9 protein-coding genes are annotated in these 15,284 nt (G+C 76.8%); 1 reads left to right on the top strand and 8 read right to left on the bottom strand.

Features of this window, described 5'->3' with window-relative positions; translation table 11 throughout:
• Window positions 1–3 precede the first annotated feature (3 nt).
• Window positions 4–5,964 (top strand): carboxypeptidase regulatory-like domain-containing protein, encoded by a 5,961-nt coding sequence (locus tag FE251_RS06935; RefSeq protein WP_139948349.1) that lies wholly within the window; start codon window positions 4–6, stop codon window positions 5,962–5,964.
• Between the two features lie 17 nt (window positions 5,965–5,981).
• On the opposite strand, the gene FE251_RS06930 is transcribed toward FE251_RS06935, so the two are convergent.
• The 8 genes from FE251_RS06930 to FE251_RS06890 are packed head-to-tail and all read right to left on the bottom strand — an operon-like array spanning window position 5,982 to window position 15,280.
• Window positions 5,982–6,533, bottom strand: coding sequence for a hypothetical protein (locus tag FE251_RS06930; protein ID WP_139948348.1), 552 nt, complete (start codon window positions 6,531–6,533; stop codon window positions 5,982–5,984).
• Window positions 6,530–7,111, bottom strand: coding sequence for a phage tail protein (locus FE251_RS06925; RefSeq protein ID WP_230976576.1), 582 nt, complete (start codon window positions 7,109–7,111; stop codon window positions 6,530–6,532). The genes FE251_RS06930 and FE251_RS06925 overlap by 4 nt, the downstream gene beginning before the upstream one ends.
• Window positions 7,108–9,051, bottom strand: a complete 1,944-nt coding sequence (locus tag FE251_RS06920) for a putative baseplate assembly protein (RefSeq protein ID WP_139948347.1) — start codon at window positions 9,049–9,051, stop codon at window positions 7,108–7,110. Before FE251_RS06920 ends, FE251_RS06925 begins: the two co-directional genes overlap by 4 nt.
• Window positions 9,051–9,461, bottom strand: a complete 411-nt coding sequence (locus FE251_RS06915) for a GPW/gp25 family protein (RefSeq protein ID WP_139071041.1) — start codon at window positions 9,459–9,461, stop codon at window positions 9,051–9,053. The genes FE251_RS06920 and FE251_RS06915 overlap by 1 nt, the downstream gene beginning before the upstream one ends.
• The gene (locus tag FE251_RS06910) at window positions 9,461–11,254 is read right to left on the bottom strand and encodes a phage baseplate assembly protein V (RefSeq protein WP_139948346.1); all 1,794 of its coding nucleotides are present in this window, start codon (window positions 11,252–11,254) and stop codon (window positions 9,461–9,463) included. The genes FE251_RS06915 and FE251_RS06910 overlap by 1 nt, the downstream gene beginning before the upstream one ends.
• Window positions 11,251–11,904, bottom strand: coding sequence for a CIS tube protein (locus tag FE251_RS06905; protein ID WP_168202672.1), 654 nt, complete (start codon window positions 11,902–11,904; stop codon window positions 11,251–11,253). Before FE251_RS06905 ends, FE251_RS06910 begins: the two co-directional genes overlap by 4 nt.
• Window positions 11,904–14,831: a hypothetical protein gene (locus FE251_RS15480; protein ID WP_168202671.1), complete on the bottom strand. Its 2,928-nt coding sequence runs from the start codon at window positions 14,829–14,831 to the stop codon at window positions 11,904–11,906. The genes FE251_RS06905 and FE251_RS15480 overlap by 1 nt, the downstream gene beginning before the upstream one ends.
• The gene (locus tag FE251_RS06890; protein WP_230976575.1) at window positions 14,828–15,280 is read right to left on the bottom strand and encodes a phage tail protein; all 453 of its coding nucleotides are present in this window, start codon (window positions 15,278–15,280) and stop codon (window positions 14,828–14,830) included. The genes FE251_RS15480 and FE251_RS06890 overlap by 4 nt, the downstream gene beginning before the upstream one ends.
• Window positions 15,281–15,284: the final 4 nt, after the last annotated feature.

Genomic DNA, 15,284 nt, shown 5'->3' with positions numbered 1-15,284 from the left:
CCGTTGAGCACCTACCTCCCCACCAGCGCCCCGACCGTCACGGTCGTGCCCGGCGCGCACGCGCCCGCCGGGCAGGCCGCCACCGTGCGGGTCCACGTGCGCAACCTCGCCGACGGTCCGCGCGACCTCACGGTGACCGCGCTCGGGATCGACTGGCTCCCCGCGCCCGTCCGTGTGGCCGACGTGGCCTCCGACGCGACTGTCACCGTCGAGCTCGCCGTCCCGGTCGGTGCGGGCGCCGTCCCCGGCGACTACCCGTTCGCGCTCGCGGTCGAGGCCCACCGGCCGGGCGGGCGGCCCACCGCGCGGACGGTCACGGAGGGCACCCTGCGCGTCGACGCCCCGAGCGAGGTCGTGCTCAGCGTCGAGCCCGCCGAGACGCGCGCCGTGCGCCGCCGCACCGTCTCCGTCGTCGTCGCCAACGGCGGCGACGTCCCCGTCCCGCTGGAGATGGGCGGCACGACCGAGCGCGGGCTGAGCCTGCACCTCGACCGCCGGCACGTCACCGTCCCGGCGCACGGCACCGTCCGGGTGCCGGCGCGGCTGTCCGTCCGGCGCCCGCGCGTCGTCGGGCACCACAACCGGCTCGCGTTCACCGTGACCGCGCGCGGGCGCCAGGCGCCGGCCCGCGTCCACGGCACGCTGACCTCGCGCCCCCTGCTCACGTCCGGGGTCCTGCGGGTGCTCTCCGTCGTCACGGCGCTGGCCGTGTGGGCCGGCGCCCTCGGCCTCGGCGTGCCGTGGGTCGCCGAGCAGGTCGCCGGCCCCGACCAGGCCGACGTCGTCGCCGGGGGCACCGGGGACGACGTCGGCGGCGACGGCGCGACGGGCACCGGCGACGGCGGGGCGGACGACCTGCTTGACGACGGGGCCGGGGCCCCCGAGGGCGTGCGCATCGGCGGCACGGTCACCGGCTCCGACCCCGCCGGGGTGCGCGTCGACATCGCCCCCGCGTCGCTGCTCGACCAGCAGACCGGCACCGTCCCGGCCACGACCGGCGCCCCGCCGGCGGGTGCCGCGGGTGCGACCGGCGGCGGGCCGCTCGGCACCTCCGTCCGCCTCTTCCGCGCTGCCCGGCCCCCGGCGGACCCGGCCGGCAAGGTGCCCTCGGGCGCCCTGCCCGTCACACGGACCGAGCCGCTGGACGCCACCCGCAGCACCTCCACCCACGAGGACGGCACCTGGGCCTTCGCCGGCCTGCCCGCAACCCAGAACTACCTCATCACCCTGTCCAAGCCGGGCTACCAGACCCAGCGCTTCGTCATGTCCGGCGCCGAGGCCGCCGCCGGGCTCGAGGTCGAGCTCGTGGCCGGCGCGGGCCGGCTCTCCGGCACCACCACTGGCCCCGGCGGCCACCCCGTCGGCGGCGTGGACATCACCATCACCGACGGCACGACCACCATCACGACCAGCACGAACACGACCGGCGACGTCGGCGCCTGGGCCGTCGAGGGCCTGTCCACCCCGAGCACCTACCTCGTCACCGCCAGCGGCAACGGGCTCGGCACCGAGGCCGCGCTCGTCCCGCTCGCGGCAGCGGGCGCCGAGCGCGTGGACCTCGCGCTGGACACCGCCGTCAGCACCCTCACCGGCGTCGTCACCGGCCCCGACTCCCTCGGCGCCGTCGGCGGGCTCGGCGGGATCACGGTGACCGCCACCGACGGCACCACCACCCGCACCGCCTCCACCACCACCGGCGACCTCTCCGGGCGGTACGTCCTCGCCGACCTGCCGGTGCCCGGGCGGTACACCGTCACCGTCACCGGGGACGGGTACGCGTCCCACACCCGCGAGGTGGAGCTCGGCCACGGCGCCGCGACGACCGTCGACGTGCGCCTCGGCGTCTCCTCCGGGGTCGTCCAGGGCACCGTCGCCACCCCCGACGGCGTCGGCCTGGGTGGCGCCGGCCTCACCCTGCGCGGGGACTCCGGCACGTACAAGACGATGAGCGCGTCCGACGCGCGCGGCTCCTTCCGGTTCAACGGCATCGCCCCCGGCGACTACGTGCTGCAGGCCGAGCTCTTCGGCCACCTCACCGGTCTCGCCCCGGTCACCGTCGCGGCGGGCGGGGCGGCGTCGGCCGACCTCGTCCTCACCCCGGTGGCCGACGAGGGCCTGCTCGACACGGCCCGCGTCCAGGGTGCGGTGTCCGACGCGAGCACGAACGGCCAGATCGAGTGCCCGGCCGGGACGGATCCGGAGGACTGCGTCGTCACCGTGACGACCCGCGCGCAGACCCTCGACGGCACCACCCGCACCGTCACGGTGACCGTGGCGCCGGACCTGCCCTACACCCTGCCGCCGGCGGACCAGCCGGGGCTGCTGCCGGGCTTGTACCAGGTCGACGTCTCGGCCCCGGGCTACGAGCCGGGGCGGGTGACCGTCCAGGTACCCATGGGCGAGACGGTCCAGGCCAACCCCGTGGCCCTCTACCGCTCGCCGTCCGTCACGGGTGTCGTCTCCACGCGGGTCGGCATGGTCCCCGACGGCACCTGCGTCCTCGCCGTCCCCGGCACCGGCGCCGCCGCCGACGCCGACTGCACGGTCGACTCCGGCGGTGTGTGCACGGTCTCCGGGGCCACGGTCCCCACCGGGGCGCGTTGCGCCGGCCTGGCCACGAACGGGTCCTACACCCTCGAGCAGCTGAGCTCGGGCCCCTGGTCGGTGGCCGTGCGGCCCCCTGACGGCAGCGAGTACCTGCCGGTGGCCGCGGTGAGTCTCGTGCTGGAGCCGGGCGAGCTGCGCCGGTACGACGCCACGCTCAACCGCCTGGGCCGCGTCGACCTCACCGTGCTCTACGACCGCGGTGGCGGCGTCCTGGAGCCGGCGGCCGGTGCCGCGGTCACGCCGGTGCGCCTCGCCGGCGACACCCCGGACGCGGTGACCACCGGCCCCACCGGGCTGGCCGGCCTCACCCACCTCACGCCGGGCAGCTACCGCCTCGAGGTCGCCTACACGCCGCCGGGCAGCGGCCGTACCTACACGGGGGCCACGCCGGTGCTCACCGTGGGGCTCAACCAGGAGGTCACCCGCCAGCTCGTCCTCACGGGCGGCACCGGCTACGCGGTCGACGGGGCGGTCTTCACCAACCTCGGGGCGGGCGGCACACCGCCGGTGGAGGGTGTGTCCGTCTCCGTCAACGGCATCACCGGCTACTCGGGCCTCGTCCCGGTCCGCGAGACGGTGACGATGACCACCGGCGCGGCGGGCCAGTTCGAGGTGGTGGCGGAGGACGGCTCTCCCGACGTCCCGGGCGACCCGACCGGCCGGATGACCTTCGTCAGCGACCGCGTCTCGATCACCGTCGAGGACCCGCTCGGACGCTACGCCCCGCTGAGCCTGACCGACGTGGCGATCACCGAGCCCGCCGTGACACTCGAGCTCGAGCCGCTCGGCCGGCCGGTCGAGATCCTCGTCGACGGCGTCGCGGACGCCGACCGCGCCAACCTCGCGCTCACGGTCACGCAGGCGCCGCCCGGTGCCCAGCGCGCCCGGGTCGCGACGAACGGCTCCGGCGCGGCCACGACCTACGTCTGGCACGACGACCTCGCCCAGCCCTTCGCGGTCCCCGGCGAGTACGGCCGGGGCACGCTCATCCGGCCCGGTCTCTACACGATCACCCCCGAGCTGGGCGGCTACGAGACCAACCCCGTGCAGGTGCTCGTCGCCCCGCGCGGCGAGGGCGTGACCGACCCCGTGAGCATCACGGTCTCGCTCGCGCAGTACGGCCAGCTCGTCGTCGAGGTGGTGCAGACCGGCTCGTGCGCCGCCGGAGGGTGCACCCGGGTGCTCGACCCGGTCGTCACGCTCATGCGCCCCCAGGAGGGCGACCGGACCGCCCGGGCGGTGGTCGGCACCAACCGGGTGAACTTCGGTCCCGTGGCACCGGGCACCTACGAGGTCTACGTCCAGGCCGCCGGGCACGAGTTCACGGTCTCGACCATCACCGTGGCCCCGGCACAGGCCGAGCCGGTCCCCGTGGAGGTCCGGCGCCTGGGCACCATCTCCGGCACCGTGCGGAGCACCGGCGGCGATTCGCTCGCGGGCGTGACGGTGAGCGCCCGGCCACCCGACGGCGGCGAGCCGTTCCTCGCCACGACGGACACGACGGGCTCGTTCCGCATCACGGGCACCGACTCCCGCGAGGGGCTGCGCGAGTCCGACCAGCCCTGGGTGCTCACCTTCGCGGCCCCCGGGTACGTGAGCGACACGGGCGCCTCCCAGCCCAACCGGGTCGAGGTGCTCGTCTCGGGGGGCTCCTCCCCCGCGCCCCTCGACGTCGCCCTGGCGCCGCTCCCGGTGGACGTCTACGTCGACGTCTACGACCCCGACGCCGCCGCCGACGGCCTGGTCGAGGGCCTGAGCGTCACCCTCCTCCAGGGCTCGCGGCGGTACACCGGGGCCGACCTCGACTCCCCCGACGGCCGGTACTACTTCGCCGACGTCGTCCCGGGCGTCTACACGGTGAGCCTGACCGGCGGCGACTACGCCCCGCTCGTCACGACGATCACCGTCCCCGCGAGCGGTGAGGCGACGTCGGTGAGCCTGTCCATCGCCTCCCGGCGCAACACGGTGACGGGCACGATCATGGGCCAGGCCGGCGGTGGGGCCGCCGCACCGGTCGGCGGGGCCACGGTCACGCTCCAGTCCGCATCGGGCGACACCGAGACGGTGGAGACCGGGAGCAGCGGCGCCGGGGCGGGCCGGTTCACCTTCGACGGCGTCCCCGACGGCGAGTACGTCCTCACCGCCGAGCACCCCTCCTTCGGCCCGGCCGCGAGCCGGTCGGTGAAGGTCGAGCGCGGGCAGGTCCTCACCGTGGACATCGTCCTGTACGCCGCCGCCCGGCAGGTCGAGGTGACGGTGCGCTCGGTCAACGGCTTCGACCTGACCGGCATGCTCGTGCGCCTGGAGCCGCCCGGCGGCCCGGCCGGCTCCCTCGCCCCGCAGCCCGTCGCCCGGGCCGCCGACGGCACCTACCGCACGGTCTTCAACCAGGTCCCCCCGGTGAGCGGCGGAGGACCGGACTGGGAGGCGGTCGCCTCCGGCCCGGTGGGCCACCTCGGCACGCACCGGGCGAGCGTCTCGGGCACGACGGCGACGATCGACGTCCGCGAGGTCCGCCTGCGGGTCTCGGCGACGGCCGACGGGCCGGAGCCCCCGGCCACCCTCGGGGTGACCGTCCGCTCGACCGGGGACACGCCCGGCACCGAGCTCAGCGTCGGCGTGGGCGGGACGCAGGAGTCGGTGTACCTGCCCGCCGGGAGCCGCTACACCGTCACGGCCACCGCCGTGCCGGGCTGGACCCTCGCCAGCCAGACCGTCGAGGTCGACGCGACCGGCCCGGCCTCCGAGGCCGTCGCCGCCTTCCGGCTGACGAGCGACACCCCGGTCGTCCTGCCCGCCGTCACGACGACGACGGTCGCGGCCGACCGCGCCACGGTGACCACCGGCGGGTCCGTCACCCTCACCGCCCGGGTGGCATCCTCCCCGCCGGCGGCGGGCGGGACGGTGACGTTCGTCCACAACGGCCGGGCGCTGGGGCCCGTCGCGCTCACCTCGGGCACGGCCACCGCCGTCGTCCCCGGCCTCACCGCCGGGATCCACGAGTTCTCCGCGACGTACTCCGGCGCCACGGGCTTCGCGCCCTCGGCGACGGCGGCCTCGGCGTTCGTCCTCGCGGCCGACCCGGGGACGGCGCCGTCGAGCGTCGCGCTCTCCGCGGCAGCCGGCGCCGGCTCCGTGACCTTCACGGTGACCCCGGACGTCCCGGGCGTCGTACGCGTCGTCGTCACCGGGCCTGCCGGCACGGTGCTCGAGGCCGACGCCTCCGGGTCCGTCGGCCTCACGTGGACGGCGGCGCCCGGGACCTACAGCGCCTACGCCCAGCTCTTCCCGCGGGACCCCGGCCGCGCCCCGAGCACGTCCTCCCCGGTGCCCTTCACGGTCCTGGCGGAGCCCTGACGCCTCGGTGGGCCCGGTCAGAGCAGGCGGGCCGCCACGACGACGGCGCCGACGAGGAGGCCGACGGAGGCGAGCCACCACCACGGGAAGCGCACGGGCGCCGCAGGGGGCTCCTCCACGACGGGCTCGGGCACGGGCTCGGGCAGCGGCGCCGGCAGCGGGACCGGCGCGGGCGGCGGCGTCATCGTCGAGCCGCACCGTAGGCACAGCTCGGCGCCGGGGAGGTTGAGCTCGACGCAGTGCGGGCAGGGCACGGTGGCCAGGCGGGTCGTGCCGAGCGAGCCGGGCAGGCGCCGGCGCGCGTCGTCACCCGACGGCGCCTCCTCGAGCACGGCGTGCTCGGGCCGCGCCCAGAACAGCGGGTAGTCGCACGCGCGGCAGAAGTCCTCGGCGGCGCGGCGCGAGAGCACGACCTCGGCCGTCGTCCCGCACTCGGGGCAGCTGAGGCTCGCCGCGGCGGGCGTCGCCGGGCCGGTCTCGGTGCTGCCCGCGGCGGGCAGCACCGACTGTCGCACCACCGCGGTCTCGGGCGCGACCTGGCCGGTGGGGCCGGGGGTCGTCGTCGTCACTGCTCCTCACTCCCTCGCCCGCCCACGGCGGCGCGGTGCCGGGCCGGCGCGGTCGCCGGCGCGTCGTCGGGGAAGACCTGCCGCCCGGCCACCCACAGCTCGGCGCGGACGTGGGCGGGCACCTCGTCGAGCACCAGCCGGACGAAGTCGGCCTCCTCGAGCAGCCCGGTCGAGGCGACCTCCATGACCACCCAGCAGGTGTCGTCGGGGGCGCCGTCCTCCCGCCACACCCCGCCGCCGTCGCGCACGAGCGCGGGGCCGTCGCTGAGGAGCTCGAGGAACCCGGTGAGCCCGCGCCGCGTGCCGCGCCAGGCGAGCACCCGGGCGCAGCCCGCGACGTACCGGCGCTGCCACTCCTCGGGCTGGTCGCCGTCGACCCCGGACAGCCCGATCCACGACGCCGTCCAGCGCAGCATGCCGGCCGGCGTCACCGACGGGTCGGCCAGGTGCGGGAGGTTGTGCGCGTGGGCGAGGAGGGTGCCGGCCTGCTCCTGGAAGATCGAGGCGAAGCGGACGAAGAAGTCGTCGGTGAGCATGCCCGAGGGCAGCTGCCGCAACAGCCAGTGGTCGGTGCTCACCGCACCACGACCTGGTGCTTCGCGGAGAGGAACAGCGAGTGGGGGTCCAGCCGCAGGGCGTCGCGGCCGACACCGAGACGCCGGCCCGTGCGCAGGTCGTACTCGAAGAGGACCATCTCCTCGACCCGCTCGACACCCTCGACGGACTCGACCAGCTGGGCGACCGTCACGGCCGACAGGTCGGTGTCGAAGGGCCACCCGGTGCCGTCGGGCCCGCCGGTGAGCGGGTTGACGAAGCGCGCGACGGCGTCGCTCACCCGCTGGCTCACGAGCGCCGCGGGCCGGCCGGGCAGCGCCCGCACGAGCGCCGCGACGCTGGCCCCCTGGTAGTAGGGGGTGCCGACCTCGACGGCGACGCCGACGGGACGGCGCTCGTCGAGCACGGCGGCGATCTGCTCGTACAGGCGGCGGTCCAGGGCGTAGTCGTCGATCCGGTGGGTGAGCGGCGAGGTGCGCACCTGCGGCACGACGAGGACCCGCACGGCCCCCGTCCCCCGGGCCGGGAGGCAGCGGGCGCGGGCCACCTCGACGGAGGTCTCGCGGGTGAGCCGCTCGTAGTCGCGCGCGGTGACCGCGCGCTCGCCGGTGCGCAGGGACAGCGGCCCGCGCACCTTGGCCTCCTCGACGCTCTCGCCGTCGACGCCTCCGGTGGCGGGGGCGAGGTTCTCGACGCTCGAGACGAAGGGGACCGTGGAGCGCAGCGCGGTGAGCGTGCCGGCGCCGACGTTGCCGACGGCCCCTCCCCCGTGCCGGTAACCGGTGACGACGACCTCCGCACCGTCGGGCGGGATCGCGCCGTGCTGCCGCACGGTGCCGTCGGGGTGGCGCACCCGCGGGCCGAAGCGCACCTCGCCCGACGCCGAGTCCCACACGACGTGCCGGTCCGTGGGGCCGGACGCGGCGAAGTCCTCGACCTCGGTCCACTCGGTGACACCCGTGTGGTCGATGACCCGGACCTCCTCGCCCTCCCGGCGGCGGGCGACCGGCGCGGCCGACAGCCGGAAGGACTGGGCGGGCACCCCGACCGACCGGCCGAGGGACTCACGCGCCATCGCCTGGGCGTGCTCGGCCGGCACGGTGACGCCGACGGCGTGCGCGGACAGCGACCTGATGCGCGGGGAGGCCTGGTACGTCGGCTGACCGGGCACGGGGTGCAGGAGGCGGGCGCGCAGCCAGTGCGCGGCCTCCCCGCCCAGCGTGAGCGGCTCGTGGGCGGCCGGGACGCGCAGGACGACGTCGCCGTCGCGGTTGAGGCCACCGGTGGTGTCGACGTGGACCCGGACCGGCAGCCATGCCTCCCCGCCCCACACCTCCCACGCGAGCGGCGGGTTGAGCGGGTCCACCCCGACCCCTTCCGCCGTCGCGGCGACCGACAGCCGCACGACGAGGCCGGCCAGCGGCTCGGCGAAGCCGAGGTAGGTGGCGTCACCCGGGGCCAGCGGGACGGAGGTGAACGCGGTGAGCGAGGAGCCCGGGTAGGTGAGGTCGTCCCACCCGTCGGTCGTCTGCTCCTGCCCGGCGCGGCAGGTGTGGACCGCCCGCAGCCGGGGGGCCGAGACCACCGCCTCGTCCACGGTGGCGAAGACGACGGCGTCGGTCTCCGCGGTGCCGACGGTGGAGACCTGCGTCCCGGCGGGGACGTGGACGGACTGCTCGGCGGGGGCGGAGAGCCAGAAGGTGAGGTCGGCCCGGGCCACGGTGGGCGGGAACTGCTCGATGCCGACGAGGTTGAGGAAGTGGACGAGCAGCTTGTCGGGCACCTGGTTGACGCGGAAGAGCACCATCTCGCTCATCCAGGCGAACAGCTCGATGAGCGCGACGCCCGGGTCGGAGACGTTGTGGTTGGTCCACTCGGGCGTGAACCGGGGGATGAGGCGCTTCGTCTCGTCGACGATGTCCTGGAAGGAGCGGTCGTCGAGGTTCGGCGGGGGCAGCGGCATCAGGATTCCTCGCGGGGGATGACGTAGAAGGGGTAGACGAGGTTGCGGCGGTCGTTGGTGGCCTTGACCCGGTAGGTGATCTCGATCCGCACGAGGGCGGAGTCGGTGTCGTCCTGGACGGGGCGCACGTCCTCGACCTCCACGCGCGGCTCCCACTGGGCGAGTGCGTCGCGCACGGCCTGGGAGACGAGGCCGAGGAGGTTGGCGTTGACCGGCTCGAACAGCAGGTCCCAGATCCGGCAGCCGAACTGGGGCCGCATGAGCCGCTCGCCCGGGGCGGTGAGCAGCACCATGCGGATCGAGCGCTCGAGATCCTCCGCGCCCTCGGTGAGCCGGATCGCTCCGGTGTGGTCGACCCGCAGCGGCCAGCCGAAGCCTCTGCCGATGAAGTCGGTACCGTGTCCGGTCATCAGTTGATCTGCACCATCCCGCCCTTGATCGTCGCGGTGGTCCCGCCCTGCAGCGCGGCCGTCACGCTGCCCTTGACCTCGACGTCGGCAGCCGAGACGGCGGCCTTCGCGCTGGCCTTGACCTCGACGCTCGCCCCGGACAGCTCGATGCCCTGGGTGGCCTTGAGGGTGATCGTCACGCCGGACAGCGTGAGGTTGCCCTTGCCGTCCATGTCGATCGTGCTGTCGCCCGAGCGCACCGTGAGGGGCACGCCGCTCGGGACCTCGACGTCGGCGCGGTCCTTGCCGAGGCGGATCCGGTGGCTGGTGTCCTGGAGCGCGAGGAGGACGTGCTGGCCCTTGGCGTCCCTGCCGTCGCCGAGCTCGACGACGTGGCCGAGCCGCGAGGTGAGGCGCCGGTTGACGACCGTGCCGTCCTCGATCACTCCGGGCGGGACGGCCCCCCTCTTCCCGTGCAGGCCGCCCAGGACGACGGCGCGGCGCGCGTCGCCGCCCTCGAAGCCGACGAGCACCTCGTCCCCGACCTCCGGGGTGAGGACGATGCCGCGGTCCGCGCCGGCACCCACCGCGGCGACGCGCGCCCAGGTGGAGGTCACGGCGTCCGACATCGCCGAGTACTGCACCTTGACCCGGCCGAGCCCGTCCTCGTCGCGGATGTCGGTGACGGTCCCGATGACGAGCCCCGCGTGGGCGAAGCTCGACGCGCCCGCGCGGGCGACGTCGGCCAGGTGGACCGGCCGCCGGTCCCCCGCGGTGAACCGGGTGTGGAAGCCGCCCGGCCGGTAGACGTGCTCGACCTCCTGGACGTAGTAGCGCCCGTTGGCGGGGCCGACCCCGGTGATGTCGGCGAGGACTCCGGGGCGCAGCTCGGGGGTGACGGTGCATCGGCCCTTGGCGGAGACGGTGCCCGTCGCGTTGGCGCGCGACTCGGCGATGGCGGCGGCGTCCGTGCCGTCGAGGGGGCTGTCGACCGACCACAGGCGCGAGGCGGGCGTCGCCTCGTCGACCCTGAACGCGTCGGCGAGACCGCGCGGCACGGAGGCACGGTCGAGGGCCGCCGTCGCGGTGATGTGCTCCTGCTTGACCGGGTCCCAGCCACGGACCGTGACCTCGGTGGGGGCGTCGGAGGACACCCCGGCCGCGAGCTCCTCCAGCGTGTCCCCCAGGGCGAGGCGCACGTCCGGTCCGATGGTGCCGGTGCGGCCCGACCCGGTCCAGGACCGCCAGAACCGCAGGGTGCCGCGGTCCACGACCCACTCCCAGCCGATGCGGCGGGCGAGCTCGTCGATGAAGGCGAGGTCGGTGTCCGCCTGGAGGAGGTAGGGGTGGACCTTGCTCGTCTGGTCGGCCCTCACGGCGACCCCCGCCCCCCTCGCGAGGGTCTCGACGACGTCGGCGTAGGTGCGGTCGAGGTAGGTCTGGGCACGCGAGGTGCGCGACAGCCGGAAGGCGGCGTCCTCGACGACGGCCACGAGCTCGGCGCTGCGGCCTGCCCGCTGCTCGACGCCGGCCGAGGTCACCGTGCCGGTGAAGATCTCGGTGAGCGGGCTGCGGGCGGGCACGGCGCGCGCCGAGAGACTCACCTGCGCCCCGACCGCCAGGCGCCGTTCACCGGTGAGCTCGTAGCCGGGGTCGGCGAAGCGCAGGGTGCAGCGCCCCACGGTGCGCAGCGCGAGGGTCGCCCGCAGCTCGAGCAGGGCTGCGGTCCAGCGGGCGGGCAGAGGGCTGCCGTCGACCTTGACGACGGGGCTGAGCGCCAGCCCGGCGGACGGTGACTGGGTGAGGACGCTCATGCGTCGGCCCTCGGGATCGACAGGACGGTGCCGGCCCGGAGGGCGAGGGGGTCCTGGACGCCGTTCGCCAGGGCCAGCCGGCGCCAGGAGGTGGCGTCGCCGTAGTAGGTGGCGGCGATCCGGTCGAGCGTCTCCCCCGGCCGGACGCGGTGGGTGCGGTGCGGGTCGGGTGTGCCGGAGGTGGGGTTCTGCGGGCCGAAGGCCTGCGAGGGCTCGTACTGGCGCAGCGTCAGCGCGACGGTCGCGCGCAGCGGGGTGCCGTTGGAGGCGAAGTAGGTGAAGGCCATGGACAGGTCGGCGACGACGGCCTTGAAGGAGTGCAGGTCACCCCAGTGGAACGTGACGTACGGCGGGCGGGCGTTGCTCGTCGTCTCGTCCGAGCCCGGCAGGGTGGGGTCGACGTCCATGAGGGCGAGGATCCTGCCGGTGTACCGGGTGACGGCGGAACCGTCGTGGGTGGTGTCGAAGAACAGCTCGAGGTGCATCCAGCCGGGCTGGGCGCCGGCGTAGCGCAGCCGGGGCACGCCCCGGCCGGGCAGCGCCTCGCCGGTCCAGTCGTTGGAGCGGGAGATGGCGAGCTGGGCCGGGTTGAACAGGCAGGGCAGCCGCTCGCCGCCCTCGAGCTCGAGGAACGCCTTCTCGGTGGCCATCAGAACACCCCCACGCTGCCGTGGCGGCCACGGCGCTCGAGCTCGGCGACGACGCGCTCCTCCACCCGCTCGGCGACGAGGTCGACGAGGTGGTCGAGGTCCGTGACGGTGTGCGCGCCGGTCGGCTGGTCGCGGCGGAAGGCGAGGGCCGTCGGTGGCACCGCCGGCGGGGCGGCCGGGCGGGTCGGGTGGTGACCGAGGAGGCTCATGGCCGGTCCTTCCGTGGGTGGGGCGGGGCTCACGGACTCGTGGTCCCTGAGCGCGGCGAACGTGGCGGGCAGCGCGGGTGGCGTGGCCGGCGCCGGGGCCGGAGGACCCGGTGTGGCCGGGGCGAGGAGGCGGCGCACGATGCGAGGACCTGCCGTGGCCTGGGGCAGCACGGCGCGCCCCGCGACGGCGGAGGCCCGGGTGCTGCGCGGCGCGGGGGCCGGCCGACGGCGTCGCGCGCCCACGGTGGCCGGCGCGGAGGCATGGACAACAGGGGCGTGCGCGGCTGGCGCGGTGGGAGCGGCCGGCGCGGTGGGAGCGGCCCGGTGGGCGGCCGGCGCGGTGGGAGCAGCGCGGTGGGCGGCCGGCGCGGGGGCAGCGGAGCCGTGGGCAGCCGGTGCGGTCGTCGGCCCTCTCCCGCGCACCGTGGCGCCCGGGGGCGCGGACGGCCGGTGCGCTGCGTCGGCGCGCTGCGGGCCTGTCGCCGGGTGGCCGGGCGTCCCCGCGGTCGCGCCGCCGGGCCAGACGGGCAGCCGGCGCACCGGGGCCGACAGCGACGGCGGCGTGGCGTAGAGCGGGGTGGAGGGCGGGAACATCGTCGGGGTCCCGGCGGCGCTCGCCGGCACGAGCGCGCGGGCGGTGACGGGACGGCCCGCCACGGAGATCCCGAGCGCGCCCGCCGGCACGGGCTGGGCCGTCGGGACGGTCCGCAGACCGGCGGCCGGGTGCGCCGAGGCCGCAGCAGCAGCCGTCGTCCGGGCGGCGGGGCGGGAGACCGGTGCGGTGTCCATGGTCAGGGCAGGTGTCGTGCGACGCCCGCTGGAGGGCAGCCGGCGCAGTCCTGCCCGCGCCGGGCCGGGGCTCGTGCCGAGGGGCCCGGCCGCGACGGCCGCGCGGTGCCCCGCCACGTCGGCACCGACCGCCGGTGCGCCTGGGCGGAGCGCGGCGGCCGGAGCCGTGAGGGCGACAGGTCCGCCGCCGAGCACGGTGGCGCGGGCGGCCTGGGAGGAGCTGGTGACATCGGTCCCCACGCGCAGGGCGCGCTGGGACGTCGTGTGCGCGGGCCGCGTCCGTCCGCCGGGGGCAGCTGCGGGCAGCACGCCGAGCGGCAGGCGCCGGAGGGTCCTCGCCCGCGGGACCGCCACGTCGGCGCGGTCGTCGACGCGGGCCGCGCCGGGGACGGCCGGGACTGCGGACACGGAGGTCCGGGCGAGGCGCGCCGATGCCTGGGCACGCCCGGTCGCACCCCCTGCCGGGTGGGCGGGCCCGGTGGCTCGGAGCGCACCGGGGAGAGTGCTCGAGGTCCGCCCCGCGGGGCGCACGGTCGCCGGGGCACGGCCGGTTGTGCGCCCCACGGGTCGGGTGGGCCCGTCCCCGGCGGGTGGGGACACGCCGGGGACGGAGCTGGAGGGCCGGCCGGATGCGGCCGGTCGGGTGGGCCCGTCCCCGGCGGGTGGGGACACGCCGGGGACGGAGCTGGAGGGCCGGCCGGGTGCGGCCGGTCGGGTGGGCCCGTCCCCGGCGGGTGGGGACACGCCGGGGACGGAGCTGGAGGGCCGGCCGGGTGCGGCCGGTCGGGTGGGCCCGTCCCCGGCGGGTGGGGACACGCCGGGGACGGAGCTGGAGGGCGCCGCGACCGTCGCGGCACGGGGCGCACCGGCGTGCCGCACGACGGCACCGGCAGCAACGCGCGGGCTCAGGCTCGCCGATGTGGCCACCGCACGGCGCAGCGGCGCGACACCCGGCGGGAGCTCCCCGGCCGGGGTGGCGACGCCGGCCACCTCGCGTGCCACCTCGGCGGGCCACCGGCCCGCTCCGCGCTGCACAGCGAGCTGCCGGTGTGCGCCGGGCTGGCGCGTCCTCGGGAGGAGGCCTCCCCGGTGCGCCGTGGCCGCTCGGCCGGGGAGCGCCGCCGCCCTGTGGGCGGACACGGCGGCGCGGTTGCGGCCGGACCCGGGGGTGGTGGACGGGGTGGGTCCGGTGGTGGAGGACGGGGTGGGCACGGCGACGGAGGACGGGGTGGTCACGGGCACGCCGGCCCCGCGGGCGGCCGCCGAGGCGAGCGCGCGGCGGCGCACGTAGTGGGCGGTGCGGGCGGGACGGCTGTCCACGCGCGAGCCGGTGCCGGCGGCCCCCGGCAGGGTCGCGCCGGTGGGCCGGGTGGCTGGTGACGTCGCGGTCGCCGGATCGGGGGCGCCGGTCGCGGCACCGGGTGCCTGCGACGTGGGACCGGTCCCCGTGGGGTTCCCCGGGTCGGGCGCCCGTCGGGGCGGTGCCGAGCGGCGCCGGGTGTCCAGGCTGGTGATCATCCGGCCGGCCGCCTGCACCTCCGCCGGCAGCCGCATGGGCACCGCCTTGGGCGCCGTCGCGGCCGAGAAGCTGCCCGGCCGCCACGTCCGCTCGTCCGGCACCGGTGCGGCGGCACGACGCAGGCCGCGCTCGGGTAGTGCGGGTGTCACCGGCTCCGGCGACGGGTGCCACCAGCGCGGGGGGCGCACGGTGGCGCCGGAGAGCCGCTGGACGCGCAGCTCGTCGGGCCCGGCGAGCATGCGGCGGACCGCGACGGGGCGTCCGGTGCCCGCCGCGAACCGGGTGGCCCCGGAGGCGAGGAGCCCGAGCAGCGCCGAGCGCGGGGAGCGCACGGCTGGGCCCGGGCGGCGCCAGCGCCGGGCCGCCTCGGTGCCCAGCGGGTGGCGGGGCGCGGGAAACGGGTCCGTCATGAGGTCTTCGCCCGGAAGCCGTTGTGCGCGATCTCCAGCTCCTCGACGAGCTGGGCCTCGGTGTCCACGCTGAACTCCGGGCCGGTCCAGCGCACGGCGAACACGTTGTCGAACTCCCAGGCGCGCAGCCGCTCGCCGATGTAGTTGATCGCCGTCACCGCGCCGGTGCTGCGCACGAGCCGGTTGCCGTTCGCGGCGAAGGACTCCCCCGCCGAGCTGGAGACCCAGGCGAACAGCGCGTCCGAGGCGACCATCCCGCGGGTGAACACGAGGTTGGGCCAGCGCATCGTCCCCGGGAAGCGGTGGACGAAGCCGTTCTGCCCGCCCTCGACGTACGTCTCGACGTCGACGGTGAGCTCCAGGCCACGGACCTCCCGGAACGTGCCGATCTCGACGCCGTCGACCTCGAACAGGAACCACCCGCTCGTGGTCGGCTCGCCGCCCAGCACCTCC

This window comes from Georgenia wutianyii (genome assembly GCF_006349365.1).
In the GTDB taxonomy this organism is placed as follows: Bacteria; Actinomycetota; Actinomycetes; order Actinomycetales; family Actinomycetaceae; genus Oceanitalea; species Oceanitalea wutianyii.
Note: the sequence above shows the minus strand (reverse complement) of the source record. Positions and strands in the feature narration are given on the sequence as shown.

Coding starts and splice junctions, on each gene's coding strand:
- FE251_RS06920 (WP_139948347.1), bottom strand. CDS start 9,051: ATGCCGCTGCCCCCGCCGAACCTCGACGACCGCTCCTTCCAGGACATC.
- FE251_RS06915 (WP_139071041.1), bottom strand. CDS start 9,461: ATGACCGGACACGGTACCGACTTCATCGGCAGAGGCTTCGGCTGGCCG.
- FE251_RS06910 (WP_139948346.1), bottom strand. CDS start 11,254: ATGAGCGTCCTCACCCAGTCACCGTCCGCCGGGCTGGCGCTCAGCCCC.
- FE251_RS06905 (WP_168202672.1), bottom strand. CDS start 11,904: ATGGCCACCGAGAAGGCGTTCCTCGAGCTCGAGGGCGGCGAGCGGCTG.
- FE251_RS15480 (WP_168202671.1), bottom strand. CDS start 14,831: ATGACGGACCCGTTTCCCGCGCCCCGCCACCCGCTGGGCACCGAGGCG.